This is a genomic window from Rhodanobacter ginsengiterrae (assembly GCF_050026815.1).
GTDB lineage: Bacteria > Pseudomonadota > Gammaproteobacteria > Xanthomonadales > Rhodanobacteraceae > Rhodanobacter > Rhodanobacter ginsengiterrae.
On sequence record NZ_JALBWO010000057.1, the window covers coordinates 524,028 to 543,521 of the forward strand.

General features: G+C 66.8%; 17 protein-coding genes. 11 read left to right on the forward strand and 6 right to left on the reverse strand.

Features of this window, described 5'->3' with window-relative positions; translation table 11 throughout:
* The first annotated feature begins 1 nt into the window (after position 1).
* The 4 genes from ACQGNJ_RS17320 (at position 2) to ACQGNJ_RS17335 (ending at position 5,500) form a co-directional block, all read left to right on the forward strand.
* Positions 2 to 853 (forward strand): hypothetical protein, encoded by an 852-nt coding sequence (locus ACQGNJ_RS17320; protein ID WP_426690487.1) that lies wholly within the window; start codon positions 2 to 4, stop codon positions 851 to 853.
* Between the two features lie 301 nt (positions 854 to 1,154).
* Positions 1,155 to 2,048, forward strand: coding sequence for a 4-hydroxybenzoate octaprenyltransferase (gene ubiA / locus ACQGNJ_RS17325; protein ID WP_426690488.1), 894 nt, complete (start codon positions 1,155 to 1,157; stop codon positions 2,046 to 2,048).
* 130 nt (positions 2,049 to 2,178) lie between these two features.
* Entirely contained in the window at positions 2,179 to 4,242 is a 2,064-nt protein-coding gene (locus ACQGNJ_RS17330; protein WP_426690489.1) for a DUF7024 domain-containing protein, read from the forward strand.
* Between the two features lie 277 nt (positions 4,243 to 4,519).
* Positions 4,520 to 5,500: a sulfotransferase gene (locus ACQGNJ_RS17335; protein ID WP_426690490.1), complete on the forward strand. Its 981-nt coding sequence runs from the start codon at positions 4,520 to 4,522 to the stop codon at positions 5,498 to 5,500.
* Between the two features lie 33 nt (positions 5,501 to 5,533).
* Here ACQGNJ_RS17335 and ACQGNJ_RS17340 read toward each other — a convergent pair whose 3' ends face one another.
* Positions 5,534 to 6,253, reverse strand: coding sequence for a ComF family protein (locus tag ACQGNJ_RS17340; RefSeq protein WP_426690491.1), 720 nt, complete (start codon positions 6,251 to 6,253; stop codon positions 5,534 to 5,536).
* Positions 6,254 to 6,260: 7 nt separating this feature from the next.
* Entirely contained in the window at positions 6,261 to 6,467 is a 207-nt protein-coding gene (locus ACQGNJ_RS17345) for a hypothetical protein (protein WP_426690492.1), read from the reverse strand.
* A gap of 150 nt (positions 6,468 to 6,617) precedes the next feature.
* On the opposite strand from ACQGNJ_RS17345, the gene bioB reads away from it, so the two are divergent.
* The 6 genes from bioB to bla all read left to right on the forward strand — a co-directional run bounded on the left by bioB (position 6,618) and on the right by bla (position 12,844).
* Positions 6,618 to 7,649 (forward strand): biotin synthase BioB, encoded by a 1,032-nt coding sequence (gene bioB / locus ACQGNJ_RS17350; protein WP_426690493.1) that lies wholly within the window; start codon positions 6,618 to 6,620, stop codon positions 7,647 to 7,649.
* Between the two features lie 143 nt (positions 7,650 to 7,792).
* Entirely contained in the window at positions 7,793 to 8,998 is a 1,206-nt protein-coding gene (gene bioF / locus ACQGNJ_RS17355) for an 8-amino-7-oxononanoate synthase (protein ID WP_426690494.1), read from the forward strand.
* Between the two features lie 28 nt (positions 8,999 to 9,026).
* Positions 9,027 to 9,803 (forward strand): sulfurtransferase, encoded by a 777-nt coding sequence (locus ACQGNJ_RS17360; protein ID WP_426690495.1) that lies wholly within the window; start codon positions 9,027 to 9,029, stop codon positions 9,801 to 9,803.
* Positions 9,800 to 10,585, forward strand: coding sequence for a pimeloyl-ACP methyl ester esterase BioH (bioH, locus tag ACQGNJ_RS17365; protein WP_426690496.1), 786 nt, complete (start codon positions 9,800 to 9,802; stop codon positions 10,583 to 10,585). The genes ACQGNJ_RS17360 and bioH overlap by 4 nt, the downstream gene beginning before the upstream one ends.
* On the forward strand, positions 10,582 to 11,460 hold the full coding sequence (gene bioC, locus ACQGNJ_RS17370; protein WP_426690497.1) for a malonyl-ACP O-methyltransferase BioC: 879 nt from the start codon (positions 10,582 to 10,584) through the stop codon (positions 11,458 to 11,460). The genes bioH and bioC overlap by 4 nt, the downstream gene beginning before the upstream one ends.
* Before the next feature lie 553 nt (positions 11,461 to 12,013).
* The gene (gene bla / locus ACQGNJ_RS17375) at positions 12,014 to 12,844 is read left to right on the forward strand and encodes a subclass B3 metallo-beta-lactamase (RefSeq protein WP_426690498.1); all 831 of its coding nucleotides are present in this window, start codon (positions 12,014 to 12,016) and stop codon (positions 12,842 to 12,844) included.
* 93 nt (positions 12,845 to 12,937) lie between these two features.
* On the opposite strand, the gene ACQGNJ_RS17380 is transcribed toward bla, so the two are convergent.
* From ACQGNJ_RS17380 to ACQGNJ_RS17395, 4 genes are all read right to left on the reverse strand, one after another.
* The gene (locus ACQGNJ_RS17380) at positions 12,938 to 13,714 is read right to left on the reverse strand and encodes a LytR/AlgR family response regulator transcription factor (RefSeq protein ID WP_426690499.1); all 777 of its coding nucleotides are present in this window, start codon (positions 13,712 to 13,714) and stop codon (positions 12,938 to 12,940) included.
* A complete protein-coding gene (locus tag ACQGNJ_RS17385) occupies positions 13,707 to 14,993 on the reverse strand; it encodes a sensor histidine kinase (protein WP_426690500.1) in 1,287 nt (428 codons plus the stop codon). The genes ACQGNJ_RS17380 and ACQGNJ_RS17385 overlap by 8 nt, the downstream gene beginning before the upstream one ends.
* A gap of 152 nt (positions 14,994 to 15,145) precedes the next feature.
* Positions 15,146 to 15,424 carry a hypothetical protein gene (locus tag ACQGNJ_RS17390; protein ID WP_426690501.1) on the reverse strand — a complete coding sequence of 93 codons (279 nt, stop codon included), beginning with the start codon at positions 15,422 to 15,424 and terminating at the stop codon, positions 15,146 to 15,148.
* Positions 15,415 to 16,839 (reverse strand): serine hydrolase domain-containing protein, encoded by a 1,425-nt coding sequence (locus ACQGNJ_RS17395; RefSeq protein WP_426690502.1) that lies wholly within the window; start codon positions 16,837 to 16,839, stop codon positions 15,415 to 15,417. The genes ACQGNJ_RS17390 and ACQGNJ_RS17395 overlap by 10 nt, the downstream gene beginning before the upstream one ends.
* A gap of 475 nt (positions 16,840 to 17,314) precedes the next feature.
* On the opposite strand from ACQGNJ_RS17395, the gene ACQGNJ_RS17400 reads away from it, so the two are divergent.
* Positions 17,315 to 19,435 (forward strand): autotransporter family protein, encoded by a 2,121-nt coding sequence (locus ACQGNJ_RS17400; RefSeq protein WP_426690503.1) that lies wholly within the window; start codon positions 17,315 to 17,317, stop codon positions 19,433 to 19,435.
* Positions 19,436 to 19,494 lie beyond the last annotated feature (59 nt).

A 19,494-nucleotide genomic window follows, 5' to 3' on the forward strand; every position in this document is an offset into this window, starting at 1 on the left:
GATGACCAAGCACCCCGTATCAGCCGCTCCCTTCAAGCGCCCTCCGCGCCCCTGGTACAAACGTGCCACTGCAGCGTTTCATGCCCCACAAGGCGGCATTCCAGTAGCCGGTGTCATACCCCGGCAAGTTGATTGCGGGTCATTCATCCTGCGCTTTCTCGAACCCTCGGCCGCCTTCGGCGAGGGCATGGGTACACCCGACTCCGATCGCGTCAGCCTTGACACCAACGCTTTCAAAGAATCAAACCTCAGTGATTCGCGCACGTACCACCCGATGATCAAGCTGGGCCTCAGCAACTGGATCTACCACCTGCCACGCTGGCACAGCTCGCGCTTCTACCCCGTTCCGCATCCGCCCTATGCCGTCATAACGGCCCATTGGCAACTCGAACGGGTCAAGCACGACATCCAACTCAAGCCCGATGACACGACCCTGCTTGAGGACTACCTGCGGCATGACTACACCGCCTATCTGGAGTCCGAGGGCGGCCCCAACTGGAAGGTGCGCGATGAGGCTTTCAACGGCAAGACCATTACCGGCGATCCGCTGCCGCAGTACCAGATCGACCACATTATCGAGAACGGCCTATTGGCCCCGCCCCTGAGCTACGAAGTATTGACCTGCAATGCCATGCATTGGCTGCGCTACCTCTGGGCACCAAGACCGGCCATGCCGGAAGCACTCAACTACACCACGACGCTGTTGCCCGACGTGCTGCTGACGGTGGACTTTCACATCGTCCGCATGAACTCCGAACCGTGGGAAGACTGGTGGAATCTGTTCCTGGAAGACTGCGAGATCCTGGTGAAATCCATTGCCTGCCAGCGCAAGGCGCTGCCGGATGCTGACTGAAACCGGTCACTGCCGACACCAGCCAGGTTCACTTCCTGCCGTTCGGCAAGGTGAACCCCATCCCGTTCCCGACTTGCCGTTGCTCCCGTTGTTCCCGTTGTTGCCGTTCGTGAACCGCCATGCTGTCCATCCCCGGTTGGCACGCTAAACTCGGCGGATGGCCCCTCCACCCCGCAAACGCCAGCGACGCAAGCCTGCCGCCTCGCCTTCAACCTCGCCGGCGCTGCGGCCGCGGCCGGGTGTCAAGAAAGCTGCTCCCAAAGCTGCGCAACCGGCGGACAGTTCGAGCCGCGCCACGCGCGTGCTGAACTGGCTGCTGCAAAAGCTGCCGACGCCGTATCGCGAGAAGGCCCTGGACTACCTGGTGCTGACCCGGATGGACCGGCCGATAGGCGCGCTGCTGCTGCTCTGGCCGACCTGGTGGGCGCTGTGGCTGGCGGCCGGTGATTTCCCGCCGTGGAAGCCGCTGATCATCTTCACCCTGGGCGTGTTCGCGATGCGCGCGGCCGGCTGCGCGATCAACGACTATGCCGACCGCAAGCTCGACCCGCAGGTGGCGCGCACCGCCGGGCGGCCGATCGCCAGCGGCCGGGTGACCCCGCGCGAGGCGCTGCTGGTGTTCGGCAGCCTGCTGGCATTCGCCTTCGTGCTGGTGCTGTTCACCAACCGGCTGACCATCGAGCTGTCGTTCGCCGGCGCCGCGCTGGCGGCGATCTACCCGTTCACCAAGCGCTACACCTATATGCCCCAGGTGGTGCTGGGCGCCGCGTTCGGCTGGTCGATTCCGATGGCGTTTGCGGCGGTGATGGGCACGGTGCCGCCGGTGGCCTGGCTGCTGTTCATCGGCAACATCATCTGGTCGGTGATCTACGACACCGAGTACGCGATGGTCGACCGCGAGGACGACCTCAAGGCCGGCGCGAAATCCACCGCGATCCTGTTCGGCGACGCCGACCTGCCGATCATTGGCGTGTTGATGGGCACCTTCCTGCTGACCATGGTCTTCGTCGGCCAGCGCGCCGCGCTGGGCTGGCCGTATTGGCTGAGCCTGCTGGTTGCCACCGGACTGTTCGCCTACCAGCACTGGCTGATCCGCGACCGCTTGCGCGACGCCTGCCTCGCCGCGTTCCGCCACAACAACTGGCTCGGCCTCGCAGTGTGGATCGGCATCGTGCTGGCGCTGGCGGTGCGCTGAGCCGGGAAATGGGCAGACTCGCCGCAACCGTGTCGCCAGCTTTTGGTCTTCTGCTTCACCGGCAACCTGATGCGTCTTTCATGGACAGTCCATCTTTCGTCGCCACATCCACCTGCCGGACTCCGCCCCGATGACACCCACCGACCCCGGCCGCCAGCCCGTCCCACGCGTCTTGTGGCTGGCGATGGTCGCCGTATTTGTCTTGCTGATCTTCCGCAACAGCGGCCTCGGCCCTTCGGTGCTGGGTGACGAGTGGACCTACAGCCTGTACAGCCGGCTGCTGCCGTTGTCACAGGCGCAAGTGCCCTCGTTCCTGTACTTCCTGGTCTATCGCAGCAGCCTCGCATGCGGCCCCGACTTCATGGGTTGCGTACGCGTACTCAACGCAGGCTTCTTCGTGGCGGCGGCACCGTTTGTCTTCATGCTTGCCCGGCGCTACATGCAGCTCGGCCTGGCCCTGCTGCTGACGCTGGCCAGCCTGCTCGGGCCGGTGTCGACCTATACCGCGTTCTTCATGCCCGAGGCGATGTACTTCTTCCTGTTCTGGGTATTTGCATGGCTGGTGCTGGTGATCGCGCCACGGGCATCGGCGCGCAACGGCATGCTGGTCGGATCGCTGCTTGGCATGATGTGCCTGGTGAAACTGCATGCGTTGTTCCTGCTGGGTGGCTACTGCGGCTACCTGCTGGCGACTGGCGTGCTTGGTCGTGGCCCGTCGCGGTTCCGCGGCGTGTGGCAGGGGGTTCCCGCCGCACTGCTGACCTTCCTGGCAGTGCGCTTCGGCCTCGGCGGCCTGCTTGCCGGCCGCCATGGCCTCGACCTCCTCGGCGGGTTCTACAAGACACAAGCCAACGCCAGCTTCAGCCATCCCGACCTTGGCTCACTGCTGCATTACGGGGCGCAGTCGCTGTTCGGCCACGGCCTGGCGCTGGTCACGCTGTATGCGGTGCCGCTGGCGTGTCTGTTCCAGCTGGGTCGCCTGCCTGCCGATGACGATGCTCTCCCGGCCGACCGCCAACGGCTGATGCTGTTCAGCCTGGCCATGCTGTCCACGCTGGTGGCCGTTACGGTGTACTTCACCGCGAACGTTCCGGACGGGAATCCGCTGGAGGCACTGCGCCGCCTGCACATGCGCTATTACGATTTCGCGCTGCCGCTGCTTTACCTGGTGGCTGGCGCATGGACCGCCGACGACACGCCACCGACCCGCGGCGGCACGCTCAGGCATGTCGCGGCCGCGCTGGTCGTCGGGGGTCTGTCGATCCTCGCCACCTGGCGCCAGTTCCGCGGCTTCGCCCCCAACCGCATCGACGCACCTGAACTTTATGGGGTGGTGGTCGACCCACACTTCTTCCACGTGGTCAGTGCGTTTGGACTCGGCATCCTGGCGATGTGGTTCATCAGCCGCCGGCTGGGCACGATCCTGTACGCCTGGATCTTCGTGCCGGTATTTGCCTTGGGAGCATCACATCTGGTCGCCCGCGAAGCGGCGCAGCGGCGAATTCCGGACACTTACGACACGGCAGCGCGCACGGCGAGAGCGCTGCTTGCGTCGCAGCGTTCGGGCGTGGTGATCGTCGGCGATGACCTCTTCAAGCTGGTGCAGGCGCAGTTCCAGCTGGATGCCGCAGACAGCACGGTCATGCCGCTGCCCCCCGGCCAGCCCGTCGATGCGGGTCGGCTCCCCGCAGGCAGCAGGTGGGCATTGGTGATCGGGGTGCACCCGATGCAGGCTGCGTCGCTGTCGGAGCAGCACTTCAACGGCGGCTTCGCGCTGTACCGTCTGCCGGCGCCGTTCCACATCGACTTCAGCGGCCCCAGCCCGGACCTGGGACCGGTGCAGGGCTTGTCCGGTGCCGAGCGGTTTGGCCGCTGGTCCGACGCCGACGAAGTGGTACTGCACTTCACCCGGCCACTGCCGGCTTCGGCCCGCCTGCGTCTGGTCGCCTCCGCCTACGGCCCCAATGCCGGCAGGCCTTTCACCATGACGGTCGGTAGCGAGACGAAGACCTTCATGCTCGGCGAACAGCAACAGTCCACGCGCCTGCAGTTCCACAACCCGGCCGGCCTGGACCACCTGCAGATTGCCGTGCCCGCCGCCACCTCGCCCTTGACGCTGGGCAGGAGCAGCGACGACCGGCGGCTTGGCATCGCCCTGATCAGCCTGGACATCGACGTCGCGACAGGCCCGTGACCGCCGCGACATTCTGCTTCGGGAGTCGTCCGCAGGCCCGGTCTGCATCGATTGGATCGACCGGCCGGGTACGTCGTTCTCCGGCTCGAGTTCAGTGTCCTGCCGGGCGAACCGGAGCCGACAAGCAGGAGACGCCAGTGCCGGATGCGATCGCCGGGCGAGTCCTTTCCCGATCATGTACCGCCACCGCCACGGACATGCGAGACTCGCCTCCACGCTGCGGCGATCGCCCCGCCCGGGCGATTGGCAGGTGTCACGGACTAATCGCGTGGTTTCGTTGACCAGACGACTCGAACTGCTGCTGCGCGCGCGACGGCTTCGGTCGCCGGCCACGGCCGCGATAACGAACGGTGCCGCACCACAGACTTCCTCTGTCCATGCCGATCCGACTGCGGCATGTCGGAGCATCGCGGCGCAGGGCCTGTTCGTCATCGGCGCCGCACGCACCGGCACCACGATCCTGCAGAACGCGCTGAACGACGCCGACGATGTCTTCCTGTTCGGCGAGCCCCGCTTTCATCTTGATCCGGGCAGCGCGGATTTCGCCACGCGATACAACGGCATGCACCGCGCCTGGGGCAACCAGCAGAACAAGAGCAGCCACTGCCCGCAACTGTTTGAAGCGGATGCCCCCTGGTGGGCTTATCTTGCACGCCTGGCGGACATGTACCGCCACGTAGGTTCGAAAATCGTCATCAATCCCGAGCGTGCCGTGGCCGAATGCGCGCAGCTGTTCGATTTCCATTGCCGGAATTTCTACACCTCGCACTACATTTTCGCCTTCCGCAACCCGCTTGACGTACTGATGTCCACGCGCGGCCTGGCCCAGCTCAATGGCGGTCGGGTTGCCAGCCACACCGAAGTGCTGGCTGGCCTTCTCGCGGTCGTGCAGCTGTATTTCCGTGCCCTGCGCAACCTGCCGCATGTGCATGTCGTCTTTCACGAAAAGGTCGATGCCGGCGTATTCAACTCCCTGGGCAAGGCACTGGGTACGGATCTGGGCCCCGCGCTGGATTACTACGACCACCGCAAGGTCCGGCACTACACGCTCGATGACATTCCGGCACTCCACCGTACGGCCACCGCCGAGGCAATGGCACTGTACGAAGACTTCATGCGCGAGGCACTTGCCGGCTTCAGCCTGGTCCAGATCGAGCAGAACGACGGTCACCTCGACCAGGCGCATTTCACCCCGCTGGGACGCCTGTCCTCGCGCGTCACCCGATTCCTTGGCGAACTCGTCGATCGCGACACATAGAGCCCGCTCCGAATCCGGCGGCCTTCCCCGGAATCACCCGCGCGGCGACGGCGCCCTTGCCAGTGCCCACACATCCACCTGTTGCACGCCGGCGCGGCGCAGCACGCGCGCGCACTCGGCCAGGGTGGCGCCGGTGGTCATCACGTCGTCGAGGATCGCCACGTGCGCAGGCAGCGTGATGCCTTCGCGCAGGGCGAATGCGCCATGCACGTTGCGGCGACGCGCGACGGCATCGAGTTCGGTTTGCGCGGTGGTGGAGCGGCGACGCAGCAGCGCGTCATGCGACAACGGCACGCCGAGGGCGCGGGCCAGCGGCCGAGCCAGTTCCAGCGACTGGTTGTAACCGCGGCGACGCAGCCGGCTGCGATGCAGAGGTACCGTCAGCAGCAACTGCGGCAGCCGGGCCGGGCGCGGCTCGCGCTGCCACAGCAGCGACAGCACGCGACCGGCGGCCAGATCGGCGGAGAACTTGTAACGCGACTCCAGCCGGTCCAGTGGCCAGCCATAGCGGAACGGTGCCCACGCCGCATCCCACGGCGGCTGGCTGCGCTGACATTCGCCGCACAGCGCCGCCGGTGTGGCCAGCGGCAGCGCGCAGCGCGCGCAGCAACTGCCGTTGCGCGGCAACTCGGCGGCACAGGCGGCGCACAGGTCGATATCGTGCTCGCCGCGCGCGTTGCACAGCAGGCAACGCAAGGGCAGCACGAAGCGCTGGAACCTTCGCCATGGCGTGGCCAGGAAATCCGGGGGCATCGGTGGCTCAGCGCCTGGGCTTGTACAGCGCGGCGTCGAGGATCGACCAAAGATGGATCAGCCAGCCCAGCAGCACGATCCACAGCAGCGCAGCCAGCACGAACATCACGATAGCCAGCAGCAGTCGCCCCTGCACCAGCTGGCCCAGACCGGGAATGAAAAAACTGCAGATCGCTGCGAGCACGTTGCCCGTACTGCCTTGCCCTTCACTCATCCGACGGCCCCCAGTTGGTATCGCGCGAACCAGCGATGTTAGCGGTAGCCAGTCTCTGCGTCTCGTAAACCGTGACAATGAGAGTCTGGTTGACAGCATGCAGGACCGCTTCCACACTTTCAGGCTTGCCCATCAGCGAGTTGCCCTTGCATGACTGACACCGTCATCCGCCACGACTGGAGCCGCGCCGAGGTGGTCGCGCTGTTCGCCCTGCCGTTCAACGAACTGCTGCATCGCGCACACAGCGTGCACCGCGAACACCACGATCCCAATGCGGTGCAGGTGTCGACCCTGCTGTCGATCAAGACCGGCGGCTGCCCCGAGGACTGCGCGTACTGCCCGCAGGCGGCGCGCTACGACACCGGCGTGGCGGCGCAGAAGCTGCTGGAGATCGACGAGGTGCTGGAACGCGCGCGCGCCGCCAAGTCGGCCGGGGCCAGCCGCTTCTGCATGGGCGCAGCCTGGCGCGGACCGAAGGACCGCGACATCCCCAAGGTCGCCGCGATCGTGCGCGCAGTGAAGGAACTGGGCCTGGAAACCTGCGCCACGCTGGGTCTGCTCGGCGACGGCCACGCGCAGGCGTTGAAGGATGCCGGACTGGACTACTACAACCACAACATCGACACCGCGCCGGAGTTCTACGGCGAGATCATCCACACCCGCGACTACCAGGACCGGCTGGTGACGCTGGCGCAGGTGCGCGACGCCGGCCTGAAGACCTGCTGTGGCGGCATCGTCGGCATGGGCGAGACGCGCGAGCAGCGCGCCGGCCTGCTGCAGGCGCTGGCCAACCTGCCCGAGCATCCGCAGTCGGTGCCGATCAACCAGCTGGTGCCGGTGCCCGGCACGCCGCTGGGCAACACCGCGCCGCTGGATCCGTTCGAGTTCGTGCGCGCGATTGCGGTGGCACGCATCCTGATGCCGCTGTCGATCGTGCGGCTGTCCGCCGGTCGCCAGCAGATGGACGACGCGGTGCAGGCATTGTGCTTCTTCGCCGGCGCCGGCTCGATCTTCTACGGCGAGAAACTGCTGACCACCGGCAACCCGGATGTGGAAGCCGATCGCGCGCTGTTCCGCCGGCTCGACCTGCATCCGATGGAGGTGGTCGAGAACGCAGGCACCGCGCATGCGGACAGGGTCGACAACGAAACCACCGGCTGCGACTGCAGTGCTGCGGCGTAGAAGCACCCCAGCCCTCCCCTGCCCATCCTGTTGGGGCGGACAGGGGAGGGAGCATGGCACGCAACAACGATCCGGTTCCTCCCCCTGCGCAGCAGGGGGAGGTCAGGAGGGGGTGCTCTTCGCCCTGCGCAGTACACTGAGCCATGCCTCGCTCTGACCTGCTGCAGCGCCTGGCGGCGCAAACCACCGAGCGCGAACGCGCCAGGCTGCTGCGCCGGCTGCGCACCATCGACCACGTCGACGGCCCGTGGCTGGAAACCGGCGGCCGGCGCCTGCTGTCGTTCTGCAGCAATGACTACCTCGGCCTGGCGCAGCATCCCCGGCTGATTGCCGCGCTCACTCGTGCCGCCCGCGAAGATGGCGTCGGCAGCACCTCGGCGCACCTGATCTGCGGCCATCGCAGCGTCCATGCGGAGCTGGAGGAAGCGCTGGCCGTGTGGACCGGACGCGAGCGCGCGCTGCTGTTCTCCACCGGCTACATGGCCAACCTCGGCGTGCTGCAGGCGTTGCTCAGCCGCGGCGATATCTGCGTGCAGGACAAGCTCAACCATGCCTGCCTGCTCGATGGCGCCAAGCTCGGCGGCGCCGAGCTGAAACGTTATCCGCACGGCGACGTGGGCGCCGCTGCACGGCAGCTTGCATCCAACCCGACGGCCGCCGCGCTGCTCGCCACCGACGGCGTATTCAGCATGGACGGCGACGTCGCGCCGCTGCACGAACTCGCGCAGCTGTGCGCGCGCGAGCAAGCCACCCTGATGGTCGACGACGCGCACGGTTTCGGCGTGCTCGGTGCCGATGGCGCCGGCAGCGTCAGCGCGGCCGGACTCAGCCAGCACGACGTGCCGCTGCTGATGGCCACGCTGGGCAAGGCGCTTGGTTGCAGCGGCGCGTTCGTGGCCGGGCCGGCTGCGCTGATCGACGGCCTGATCCAGTTCGCGCGGCCGTACATCTACACCACCGCGATGCCGCCGGCATTGGCCGCCGCCGCACTGGAAGCAGTGCGGGTGGCGCAGGTCGAAGCGTGGCGTCGCGCCAGACTCGCCGCCTTGATCAGCCGCTTCCGCCGCGGCGCGGAGCAACTCGGCCTGCCGCTGGCCGCATCCGGCAGCGCGATCCAGCCACTGTTGCTGGGCAGTGCCGACGCGGCCCTGGTCGCTGCGCAAACGCTGGAACGGCAAGGCTTGCTGGTCACCGCGATCCGGCCGCCCACGGTGCCTGCCGGCCAGGCGCGATTGCGCATCACCTTGTCGGCGGCGCACGAGGAAGCCCATGTCGATCGCCTGCTGGACGCGCTGGAAACACTGCGTCTGGCGGCCTCAGCCCAGGCCGCGCCCGGCGACCCCGTATAATCGGCGTCTGCTCTGCCGATTCCCCCGCATGTCGATCGTCAACATCTCCGCCTACAAGTTCATCAGCCTGGACGACCTGCCCGCGCTGCGCGAACGGCTGCTCGAACGCTGTGAAGTGCTGGTCCTGAAAGGCACCATCCTGCTGGCGCCGGAGGGCATCAACCTGTTCCTGGCCGGCAGCCGCGCGCAGATCGACGACTTCATGAGCAGCCTGCATGAAGACCCGCGTTTCGCCGACATCGCGCCGAAGGAATCGCTGTCCGACGCCGTGCCGTTCGGCCGCCTGCGGGTGCGCATCAAGCGCGAAATCATCACCATGCGATCGCCCACGATCCGCCCCGAAGGCAGCCGCGCGCCGGCAGTGGATGCGCCGACCCTGCAGCGCTGGCTGGACCAGGGCCATGACGATCACGGCCGCGAGGTGGTGCTGCTGGATACGCGCAACGATTACGAAACCGAGCTGGGCAAGTTCGCGCAGGCGGTCGACTACCGCATCGCCAGCTTCACCGCGTTCCCGGCGGCGATCGCCGCCGATCGCACGCGCTACGCAGGCAAGACCCTGGTGTCGTATTGCACCGGCGGCATCCGTTGCGAGAAAGCCGTGCTGCACATGCAGAACCTCGGCATGCAGCACGTCTACCAGCTCGACGGTGGCATCCTGAAATATCTGGAACAGACCGACGGCAAGCACTGGAACGGTGACTGCTTCGTGTTCGATGGGCGGGTAGCAGTCGACCGCACGCTGGCTCCGGCTGAGGTCCCGATGCCCGCGCCGCGCAGCGGCGAGAAGGATTCCGACGCATGACCCTGTACATCGACCAGCGCGGCCACGGCCCCGTCCCGCTGGTGCTGCTGCACGGCTGGGCGATGCACGGCGGCGTGCTGGCGCCGCTGGTCGAGGCGCTGGAAGACCAGTGCACGATGTACGTGGTCGATCTGCCCGGCCACGGTTACTCGCGCGACTGCGGACTGCCGCTGGAACCGCACGCCTGCGCCGCCGCGATCGCCGCCGCGACGCCGCCAGCGATCTGGCTGGGCTGGTCACTGGGCGGCACCATCGCGCTGACTGCCGCGCTGGAGATGTCACGCCAGGTGCGCGCGCTGGCAATGCTGTGCGCCACGCCGCGTTTCGTGCGCGACGCCGGCTGGCCGCACGGCAGCGATGCCCAGCTGGTGCATCAACTGGCCAGCGACCTGGAAACCGATTACCGCGCCACGCTCGATCGTTTCATCGCCCTGGAAGCGATGGGCAGCGCCGATCCGCGCGCCGAACTGCGCCACCTGCGCGAACTGGTGTTCGCCCGCGGCGAGCCTGACCTGCGCGTGCTGCAGGAAGGCATCCGCATCCTGGAAACCACCGACCGCCGCGCCGCCCTGCCCGACCTTGCCGTGCGCAGCGCATGGATCAGCGGCCGGCGTGATCGACTGGTACCGCCGCAGGCGATGGCGTGGTCTGCCAGCCAGTGCGGCGGCGAACACACCGACATCCAGCAGGCCGGCCACGCGCCGTTCTTCGGCCATGCCGACGCGGTAGTGCAGGCCTTGCAGCCACTGCTGGCTCCCCTTTTCCCCGAGCAGATTCAATGAGCGATTTTCAACTCGATCAACGGCTGGTGCGCCGCCACTTCGGCCATGCCGCCAGCAGCTATGAACGCCACGACGCCTTGCAGCGCGAAGTACAGGCCGCACTGCTGGAACGCCTGGACTTCTATCTGGAAACGCCCGCGCGCGTGGTCGACATCGGCGCCGGCACCGGTCGCGGCACCGCCCTGCTCAAGCAGAAATACCCCAAGGCCGAAGTGATCGCGATCGACCTCGCGCTGCCGATGCTGCGCGCGGCGAAGCAGCACAGCAGCTGGCTGAAGCCGTTCCGCCGCGTGTGTGCCGAGGCTACGCAGCTGCCGCTGGCCGACCACAGCGTCGACGTGCTGTTTTCCAACCTGTGCTTCCAGTGGGTCGACGATCTGCCGGCGTTGTTCGGCGAATGCATGCGCGTGCTGAAACCCGGCGGCTTCATGGCGTTCTCCAGCTTCGGCCCGGATACCCTGATGGAACTGCGCGCCGCCTGGGCCGAAGCCGACCAGCAGGCCCACGTCGCCCGCTTCCTCGACATGCACGACGTCGGCGACGCGATGCTCACCGCCGGCCTGCGCGACCCGGTTCTCGACGTGTTCCGCTACACCCTCACCTACAGCGAACCGCGCAAGCTGCTGGAAGAGCTGCAGGGCTTGGGCGCCACCAACGCCGACCGCGCGCGCGCGCGCGGCCTCACCGGCAAGGCGACCTACCAGCGCATGCTGGCGGCGTATGAAGCCCGGCGCAAGGACGGCCGCATTCCGGCGACGTGGGAAGTGGTCAGCGCCCACGCGTGGGGACCGCCGGTGGGGCAGCCGCGGCGCGTGCCCGGTGGCGAGGTGGCGACGTTCTCGCTCGATTCGCTGCGCGGGTCGCGGCGGAAGTAGGCCCGCCTTTGCGCCGTGGTGGCACCCGCTTCTTCAGCCTCGGTGCGCCTCAACTGCGGGCGCTCAAACGCACCGCACCTTGGCTCTCGTCCGCGCATCACTCATTCGCGAGAGGATGTCGCAAAACAAGACCTGACCCCGGGGTCGGCGACGAGTCTTCGAGCGCCCTTGCTGACACGGTGAAGCAGCGGCATCGCACGCAGTTGCCGTTGCCCAAGTACGTTGAGCAAAGCAACTTGTCCGAGGGGGGCACTGCCGCCTGAAGCGTTCGTCGACAGCGGGTTGCCGTGACTGGATGGCTCCTGGCTGCACCGCTCCGCATCAGCCGCTGCGTTTCACTGCCCGCGAAATTCCATGACTGCGCCAGCGACAGGTCATGCCGAACCTTCACCCTGCGCTTTTCACCAGATCGGAATGACGTATGCGTCCGTTGATGGCTGCGACTCTCCTTGGCGGCCTGCTCGTGCACAGCACGCACGCGCAAGTACCGCCTTCCGCGCACACGAACTCCGGGACCCGTCCCGCGTGGATGGACACGCAGAATGCGTTCCACATGCCTGAATCCGAGCGAGAGAACATTGCAGGCAATCCGTCGTGGACGGCGCCGCAGAAGCCGTTTCGCATCTATGGCAATACATGGTCGGTCGGGCCGCATGGCCTTGGCGTCTTTCTTGTCACGTCCCCTTCCGGCCATGTCCTGATTGATGGCGGCGTGCCCGGAGAGGCTCCGCTGATCGAGGCGAATATCGTGGCGCTGGGCTTCCGGTTGCACGACATCAAATGGATTCTCAATTCGCACGCGCACTCAGACCACGCCGGTGGCATCGCGCGACTCGCGCACGACTCGGGTGCGCAGGTGATCGCAAATGTGGCGGATACGCCGCTGCTGGAACGCGGCGGGCACGATGATCCTCAATACGGCGACAGGTTTCCGTTCCCGCCGGTGCGGGTGGCGCGCACGGTAACCAACGGCGAGGTTCTGCAGCTGGGTGAGCTGGCGCTGACTGCGCACGCGACACCGGGGCATACCAAGGGCAACACGACCTGGACATGGACCTCGTGCGAGGGCACGCGCTGCTTGCATGTGGTTGATGTCGGCAGCCTGTCGGCGCCCGGTTTCCACTTGGTCGGGAAACCAAGATCCGCGGACGTGGTGAGCGATTTTGAGCACAGCTTTGCGCTGGTTGCGGCGTTGCCCTGCGACATCCCGCTTGGTCCACATCCGGAGATGGTGAACTTCTGGGAGCGGGTGACCACGCGCAAGCAGGGCGATGTCAACGCACTGATCGATCCCAGGGGATGCCGCACTTACGCGGACAGTGCACGCGAAAGGTTCGAGGCACAGCGGGCGAAGCAGCGGGCGGAAGCGGCATCGGCAAAATAGCGGCGATTCCCGGCAGCGCTCACCGCCTGGCCAGTCGCGGACCATCCGAAGCGCGCTCCGCCTCGGGCCCGACCCAACAATGACCGCGGCCGCTCACATCTGCCGAAACAGCGCCATGTAAGTCACGCTGACTGTCAGAGTTTCGGGACGCGACTTCAGCCGCACGATGCCGCGCCCGCTGTCGTCGCGCACGATGCCCGCGATGGCCGTGAGGTTGACGATGGTCGAGCGGTGGATCTGCTTGAAGGTGGCCGGATCGAGCAGGGCCAGCAACTCGCGGATCGGGGTGCGCAGCAGCGCCTCGCCGTCGGCCGTCATCACCGTGGTGTATTTGTGGTCGGCGCGGAAGTAGGCGACATCCTCGATCGGGATCAGCCGTGTCTCGCGGCCGGCGCTGGCGGTGATCCAGGTCAATGGCTCGGGGGCACCGATGCGCGGAAGCTGCTTGCCGAGTTGTTCGACCAGCGCGGTCAGCCTGCCGACATCCACACGGTCGGTGCGTGCCTGCAGGCGTTGCACGGTCGCGGCCAGGCGCTCGGCGCTGATCGGTTTGAGCAGGTAGTCGATCGCGCCGTGCTCGAAGGCGTCGAGCGCATGCTGGTCGTAGGCGGTGACGAAGACAATCTGCGTGCCGGGGCTGACTTGCACCGCAGCGGCGGCGACCTCCAGCCCGTTCAGGCCCGGCATGCTGATGTCGAGGAAGGCGACCTGCGGCTGGTGCCTGGCCAGCGCTTCCAGTGCGCTGGCGCCGTCTTCGCAGGCGGCGAGGATCTGCAACTGCGGCCACGCCTGCGCCAGCTGGTCGAGCAGCGCCTGGCGCAGCAGCGCTTCGTCTTCGGCGATGACGCAAGTGGCGATGGCCTCAGCCATGCTGGCCTTCCCTGGCGAACCCGGCCGGCACACTGATCGTCGCAGCGACCCCGGCCGGGAAGTTGGCGACCACCGCCAACGCCGCGTGCGTGCCGTAGACCAGCCGCAGGCGCTCCCGCACGTTGTTCAGGCCGATACCGGTGTCACTGGTACTGCCGCCGACGGTGAAGCCGACGCCATCGTCGGCCACGGTCAGCGCCACGGCGTCGCCACTGCGGCGTGCGCGTATCCACAGGGTGCCGCCGCCGATCCGCGGTTCCAGGCCGTGCTTGATGGCGTTCTCGACCAGGGTCTGCAGCATCATCGGTGGCAGCGCGGTGGCGCGCAGTGCTTCGGCTACGTCGACCTGCACTGTGAGGCGCTGACCCATGCGGATCTTGAGGATTTCCAGATAGGCCACGGCACGATCCAGTTCCACGTCCAGTGTCGAGATCTGATCATCGGCCCGCGGCAGGGAGTGGCGCAGGTAATGGATCAGGTGCCCGAGCATTTCGTCGGCGCGCGGCGGGTCGTTGCGTGCGAGCAACTGCGCGCTGGCCAGGGTGTTGTAGAGGAAATGCGGCTCCACCTGGGCGTGCAGCAGGCGCAGCTTGGCGACGGTGAGTTGCTTCTCCGTCTCGGTCTGCGCGGCGGCCGCCTTTTCGGTGCGACGCCGTGCGGCCACTTGCTCACTGACCGCGCGCGTGACGGTCTCGGCATGCTCGAAGTTGCTGCCACCATCGAGCAGAAACCAGTAGCTCCACGCCGGCGCTGCCGGTTCGCAGATCAGCGTCGCGCTGCAGCGGTCGTGGCCGGCTGCCACGGTGGCCTGCAACTGGTTGCACGGCATGCCGAGCCACGCCAGCGGGTTCCATCGGCCCGGCGAATGTTCGCCATTTGGGCCCAGCGTGGCACGAATCATCAAGCTGCCGCGTGCGCTCTCTACCTGTTCGATGCGTGGCAGCTCGCGGACCGCAGCCTCGAGCAGGTCGAAGGCGTCGCCAGCGTCCAGCGGAATCTCGATCTGCCGACGCTGGCGGTTGGCGAGCGCGCCGTGATCGAGGTGGCCGGCGAGCAGCCGCACACGGGCCAGATGTGAAAACGCGCCAGCGACCACCCATGCCATGAGGAGAATGCCGGCGGCGGTGACCGGCCAGTCGTATGCACCGAGCCAGGGGATCGTGCTCCACGCCAGCGCCACGAGCACGATGAGCAGGAACCAGGCCAGCGCGATGCGCAGCAAGAAGAGCAGTCCGCTGATCACGTTGATGCCGGCCGGTGCTGGATGGTGAACAAGCATATCGTGCGTGCGCTCGGGTGGGTTCCCACTTCCGACGGAAAGCGACAGGAGCCGACGAAACAAGGTAACGGCGTGGTCTGGACCGGGATCGCAAGCTGAGGCAGGTGACTGCCCCGCGCCCGCTTGCACACGGCGTGGCGGTCGGCCCCGGTCTACGGCAGGCGCCGGAGTGCCATCGCGTGGCCGCCTTCGCTGAGCGTGACCGTCCCCGGCTTGCCCGCGCCCGGCTTGCCCGCGCCCGGCGCGAAGGCGAGCGTGGCATCGACGGCGGTCATGAAAAACAGATTCGGCGTTTCGGCGAAGATCTCCACCGGCGGCTGACCGCCCATCTGTGCCTGGAGCTGCTTGCCCTCCACGAAGACCTTCATCTTCATGTCGCCAGCGGCATAGGTGCCGAGCACACGGTCGAGTGCGGCCGCTGTCAGCGGCACCTCCTGCGCTCGCTCGGCAGCGGTTCGCCGGTGCGGGCGACCAGCACGCCCGGTGGCTCGCCATCGGCGAAGAAGCGCATGCCGGTGACGGTGCCGGCCGCATTGCGCTGCACGTTAAAGCGAGTCAGGCCATCGCTGTAGAGGAACTCGTCGGCGGCGATCGGCAGCAGGTCGCTGCGTTGCCCGCCGGTGCGTTGCGCGGTGAGCCTGCCGTTGACCACGCGCAGCACGCGCGCACTGTGTGCATCGATTCGATACACCCCCTCGAACTGCTTCAAGGTGGCTGCGTCGAGCGGGATCGCCCTGGCCGCGGGATAGGGCTCGCCCAGGGCCGCCGCCGCCAACTTGCGGGCAAGCATGTCCGGCCCCTTGTTGTCGTCGTTGCTGTCGTTGTTCTGCAGCACGACCACGCTGATATCGGGCCCCGGCACATAGTCGAGCATGGATTCGAAGCCGAAGATGCCGCCGCTGTGGTCGAGCATGGGCTGACCCTGCACCGTGGCCAGCTCGATGCCAAGGCCATAGTGTGCCTCGACCGCCGTGCCGACCGGGGTGATCATCTGCGTATAGGCCTTCGACCCGAGCACGCGACCTTCGTGCAGTGCACGGTTCCACTTCAGCAAGTCGTCCACCGTGGAGACCAGCGCGCCGGCCGCATTCGGAACCGTCATGCTGATGATTTTCGCCGGGACCACCTTGCCATCGTCCAGCGAATAGCCGTGCACCTGTTGCGCGGTGAATGTCGGGTCGGCACCGTAGCCGGTATGGGTCAGGCCCAGCGGTTCGAACAAGGCACGGCGCAGGTAGGCATGCCACGGTTGTCCGCTGACCGCTTCGATCACGGCGCCGACCAGCGCGTAGCCCGAGTTGTCATAGGCCCAGTCTTCGCCCGGCGCGAAATCGGGCTTGGCGTCCTTGAAGCTCGCAATCAGCTGGGCGGTGCTCATATCCTTTTCCAACGGACCGGCACGCCAGGCGGCGATGTGCGTGTAGTCCTTCACGCCCGAGGTGTGGTTGAGCAATTCGAGCACGGTGATGTGCTTGCCGTTCGGAAAGTCGGGGAGAAATTTCGACAACGGATCATCGAGCGAGAGCTTGCCGGCCTCGACCAGTTTGAGCAGGCCGGCGGCGGCGAATTGCTTGCTGATCGAACCGATGCGAAACACCGAATCGGGCGTCAGGGGTGCGCCGCTCTTGACGTCGGCAAGACCGCGGGCGCCCCGGTACAGAATCTCGTCACCGCGGGCAACCAGCACCGCGGCGCCGGGGGCGTCCGCCCTGTAGAAGTCCGCCATCATCTGCTCGGCATTGCGGGTGACGCTGGCCTTGCTGACGGGAGTTTCTGCCCGCGCCGCGGTGGGCGGGAGGCAGGCGATGGCGATGACGCTGGCGATGGAAAGAAATAGTGGGCGCATGGGTTTCCTCGACGGGACGGGTATTGCTGGTAGACGGCGAGGCTATCCGTGGGCGCGCCATCGCCGTCGGGATTTGCGATGCATGCCGGTATGCGCCGACGAACCGCGACTGCAGCGCGACGAAGGCCTGGCGCCGACGCCGCGCTGGCGCCAGGCCCGGGCAACCAGGCGTACACGCCTGCGTCACGCGGATCAGTGCCTGATGCGAACGGTTGCTTCGACCTTTCTCGCGGGATGCGATGCGGCCGGCCAGACAGGTCGGCAGCGGCTGTCCTCTCCATCGCCCACAGCCACCACATCAACTGCGCAGGCACCAAGGCCGTCGCAGCAAGGAAGGTTGCAGCCACTTCCAGGCCACACACGCTTGCCTCCGGGGTGATACGCCAAACGGGGACTGACGAATATTTCGCACCTGCTGACCCAGTGGGCCAAGCACGACCGCGAGCTTCGTTCGCACACTCTGCAGGACATCCCCGTGAAAAAGACCATCATCATTCCCCTCCTCGGCTCGGCCATGGTGGCCTGGCTGCCGCTGACCGTGGCGCGCGAAGTCGTCGTATTGCCCGGCGTGGTCAACCCGGTCGGCGTCGTCAGCGGTGTCGACACGCAAGGCCCCGGCCTGCTTACCGTGGGCGCGCAAGACATCAATACCGGCAATGACCCCGGTGGCGCGATCACCACCGATGCCGCCAATACCGCGAGTGTCCTGTTCAACAACAGCTCAACGGTGACCGGCTTCGTCGGCGCGACCGGCAGCACCTTCCTCAACATTTCCGCGGGCACCAACGCCAACACGGTGACCTTCAACGGCCCGGTCTACTCGACGACGTTTTCGGTGGCCGGCACCGGCACGGTCAATTTCAACGGTGGCTTTACCAGCAACACCGGATCGACGATGGATTTTGCCGGTGACGGCTTCATCAATGTCGGCGCGGGCCAGACCGTCAAGGCCGCCATCACCAATACGGCTGGCGCCGGCACCGGCACGCTGACCCTGCAGGCCAACAGCATCCTGGATGGTGCCGTGGGCGCTGCCAGCGGACTCAGGCAGATCAACGTGGTCGGCGGCAATGCGCTGATCACCGGCCAGGCCAATGCCGCCGCCTACTCGCTCGATACCAACACACTCAACGTGGCCGGTGCGTTCGCGATTCCGGTGGCCGGCACCATCAACACCACGATCTTCAGTCCCTTGCTTTACGGCAAGATCGTGCCGGTCGGCGCGGCCACCATCGGCAACGCGCTGCAGGTCCACGTGACGGTCACCGGGCCGATTCCGGTAGGCAGCATCTTCAATATCGTCGATGCCACCAGCGGCACCAGTGGCAGCACCGTCACCGCCACCAGCAACACCACGCGCTATCTGTTTTCGGCGGCGCCGACCACCAACGGCAAGGTGCAGATCATCGCGACGCAGATCCCGCTGGCCACCGTGGTGGCGCCGATCGCCAACCCGACCGCGCCGATCATCGCCCCGGTCATCGATGCGCTGCCGTTGACACCGGCCACCACGCCGTTGCTGACCGCCATTACCCTGCTGCCGGACGCTGCCGCCGTCGCCGATGCGCTGGGGCAACTCCAGCCGGGCGCCGCGAACCTGGCTGCCTCGCAGGCAAGTTACCGGGTCACCCAGCAGCTGCAGGGACTGTGGGCCGCGCACATGGAAGGCACCCAGCGGCCCTGTGCGCAGGGTGACCAGCCCGACGAACGCAACCGGCAGCGGCAGGACGATGCGACAGTCTGCCAGCCCGACAAGAGGGATCCGCAAGTATGGGTAGCTGCCTACGGCTCCGCCGGCACGCAGCGCAACAACAACGGCTACGAGGGATACAACGACAACAGTCATGGCGCGATGGTCGGACTGGATATTCCGCTCAGCCAGGCGACGACCGCCGGTGTCGGCGTCCGCTATGCCCGCTCCACCCTCGACGGCCTCGACGCGCGCAGCCGGGGCAACATCCGTTCCTACCAGGCGACCGCCTATCTCGGTTATGCGCCGGGGGCGTGGTTCGTCAATGGCGCCCTGGTGTATGGACTGGATGACTATTCGAGCTCGCGCCGGGTGGTGTTCCCGGGAGTCAACGAGACCGCGCGGGCCGACTACAGTGGCCATCAGTACACCGCGTTCGCTGCCACCGGCTACCACTTTTACGTGGGTGACGGCCGCACCGTCATTACCCCGACGGCCACCCTGCAATACACCCGCATGAAGACCCCGGGCTACCGCGAAACCGGCGGCAACGCCGTCAACCTCAAGGTCGACGCGCAGAGCGAGGACTTCCTGCAGTCCGGCCTTGGCGTGAAGCTGGCCCGCGACCTTGCCAGCGGCGGCCCGCTGACCATCCGTCCCGAGCTGCACGCCAACTGGCTGCATTCGTTCCGCGGCAATGCCATGAGCAGTACGGCATCCTTCGAAAGCGGCGGCCCGTCGTTCACCGCCACCGGCGTCAAGCCGGGCCGGGATCTGATGGATCTGGGCGCCGGCCTGCTGGTCGCCAGCAGCACGAAGTGGTCACTCGAAGCGGCGTACGACTACCAGTTCAACCACAGCTACCGGTCAGGCCAGGTCATGCTCAAGTTCGCGCTGGCGCTGTAACGACAGGTTCACCTCCGGACGGCATCGCCTGATGGGGTGAAGTGGCATGAAAGCGGCAG

What these genes read in the sequence shown, in the direction of transcription:
- ACQGNJ_RS17380 (WP_426690499.1), bottom strand. Translation starts at nt 13,714, where the DNA reads ATGGCTGAGGCCATCGCCACTTGCGTCATCGCCGAAGACGAAGCGCTG.
- ACQGNJ_RS17345 (WP_426690492.1), bottom strand. Translation starts at nt 6,467, where the DNA reads ATGAGTGAAGGGCAAGGCAGTACGGGCAACGTGCTCGCAGCGATCTGC.
- ACQGNJ_RS17340 (WP_426690491.1), bottom strand. Translation starts at nt 6,253, where the DNA reads ATGCCCCCGGATTTCCTGGCCACGCCATGGCGAAGGTTCCAGCGCTTC.
- bioF (WP_426690494.1), top strand. Translation starts at nt 7,793, where the DNA reads ATGCCTCGCTCTGACCTGCTGCAGCGCCTGGCGGCGCAAACCACCGAG.
- ACQGNJ_RS17320 (WP_426690487.1), top strand. Translation starts at nt 2, where the DNA reads ATGACCAAGCACCCCGTATCAGCCGCTCCCTTCAAGCGCCCTCCGCGC.
- bioH (WP_426690496.1), top strand. Translation starts at nt 9,800, where the DNA reads ATGACCCTGTACATCGACCAGCGCGGCCACGGCCCCGTCCCGCTGGTG.
- ACQGNJ_RS17385 (WP_426690500.1), bottom strand. Translation starts at nt 14,993, where the DNA reads ATGCTTGTTCACCATCCAGCACCGGCCGGCATCAACGTGATCAGCGGA.
- ACQGNJ_RS17395 (WP_426690502.1), bottom strand. Translation starts at nt 16,839, where the DNA reads ATGCGCCCACTATTTCTTTCCATCGCCAGCGTCATCGCCATCGCCTGC.
- bioC (WP_426690497.1), top strand. Translation starts at nt 10,582, where the DNA reads ATGAGCGATTTTCAACTCGATCAACGGCTGGTGCGCCGCCACTTCGGC.
- bioB (WP_426690493.1), top strand. Translation starts at nt 6,618, where the DNA reads ATGACTGACACCGTCATCCGCCACGACTGGAGCCGCGCCGAGGTGGTC.
- bla (WP_426690498.1), top strand. Translation starts at nt 12,014, where the DNA reads ATGCCTGAATCCGAGCGAGAGAACATTGCAGGCAATCCGTCGTGGACG.
- ACQGNJ_RS17330 (WP_426690489.1), top strand. Translation starts at nt 2,179, where the DNA reads ATGACACCCACCGACCCCGGCCGCCAGCCCGTCCCACGCGTCTTGTGG.
- ACQGNJ_RS17360 (WP_426690495.1), top strand. Translation starts at nt 9,027, where the DNA reads ATGTCGATCGTCAACATCTCCGCCTACAAGTTCATCAGCCTGGACGAC.